The 1499-nt window shown below is 69.6% G+C and carries 1 protein-coding gene; it reads right to left on the bottom strand.

Annotated elements, in window-relative coordinates:
- Positions 1 to 1499: aldehyde dehydrogenase (NADP(+)) (locus FVV99_RS18440; RefSeq protein WP_236645479.1), on the bottom strand; the 1499-nt coding region annotated here is incomplete at both ends.

The following is a 1499-nucleotide window of genomic DNA, read 5'->3' as shown; positions in this document are numbered from 1 at the left end:
TCCACCAGGCGCGTGACCTTCAGCGGATTGTCGTCCTGCAGTGCCGTCGGCAGCAGGGTGCCCGGCAGGTTCTGGTAGCACACCGGCCGCAGGAAGCGGTGAATCGCGGCACTGCCCACCGAGGTGGTGCGGCTGTCCGAGGTCGCCGGGTACGGACCGCCGTGCACCATGGCATGGCAGACTTCCACGCCGGTCGGCCAGCCATTGGCCAGGATCCGGCCCGCCTTGCGCTCCAGGGTCGGCAGCAGCGCCTTGGCGGTCGCCGCGTCGCCGTCGTCCATCTGCAGAGTGACGGTGAGCTGGCCTTCGACCTGGGCCGCGACCCGCTGCATCTCGTCGACATCGGCACATTCGATGATCAGCGCGCTGGCACCGAACACTTCGGCTTGCAGGGCCTCATCGGCCAGGAAGTCGACCGCACTGGCGACGAACAGCCCGCTTTGGCAGGTATTGGGGCCGTCGCCGACCTGACCGCGGGCGATATCGCGAACCTTGGGATGACCTGCCAGGGCGCCGACGCCATCGTCATAGGCGCCGTGAATGCCCGGAGTGAGCATGGTCTGGGCGGCACTGCCCTTGACGCCTTCGCCGGCGGCGTCGATGAAGGCATCCAGGTCGGCGCCCTTCACCCCGATCACCAGGCCGGGGTTGGTGCAGAACTGGCCGGCGCCCATGTTGAGCGAACCGACGAAGCCTTCGGCGATCTGGCCGCCGCGCGCCTTGAGCGCCTCGGGCAGCAGGAACACCGGATTGATCGAGCTCATCTCGGCATACACCGGGATCGGCTGCGGCCGTGCCTGGGCGGTCGCCATCAGGGCATTGCCGCCACGCCGCGAGCCGGTGAAGCCCACCGCCTGGATGCGCGGATCGGCAACCAGCGCCTGACCGATCTCGTTGCCCGACCCGAACAACAGCGAGAAGACGCCTTCGGGCAGCCCGCACGCCTTGACGGCCCGCTGAATGGCGCGGCCGACCAGTTCGGAGGTGCCGGGGTGGGCGGAGTGACCCTTGACCACCACCGGGCAGCCGGCGGCCAGTGCCGAGGCGGTATCGCCGCCGGCCACGGAGAAGGCCAGCGGGAAGTTGCTGGCACCGAACACGGCCACCGGCCCCAGGGCGACGTGGCGCTGGCGCAGGTCGACACGCGGCATCGGTTCGCGATCGGGCAGCGCCGGATCGATGCGCACATCGAGCCACTCGCCGGCCCGGACCACGTTGGCGAACAACCGTAGCTGGCCGCAGGTCCGGCCCCGTTCGCCCTGCAGGCGGGCTTCGGGCAGGCCGGTCTCGGCGACGCCACGTTCGGTCAACTGATCGCCGATCGCCTCGATCTCGCTGGCGATGGTCTCGAGGAACACGGCCCGGTCCTCGAGCGAAGTTTCGCGGTAGGTGGCGTAAGCCGCTTCGGCGAGTTCACAGGCCCGCTCGACGTCGGCCTTGCTGCCGCCGACGTAGGTCGGTTCCAGCGTCTCGCCGGTGGCGGGGTTGATGGCGTTGAT

Origin of the sequence: Aidingimonas lacisalsi, from assembly GCF_008079445.1 — a bacterium.
GTDB lineage: Bacteria > Pseudomonadota > Gammaproteobacteria > Pseudomonadales > Halomonadaceae > Aidingimonas > Aidingimonas lacisalsi.
The sequence above is the reverse complement of the archived record's forward strand: the minus strand, read 5'-3'. Positions and strand labels throughout refer to the sequence as shown.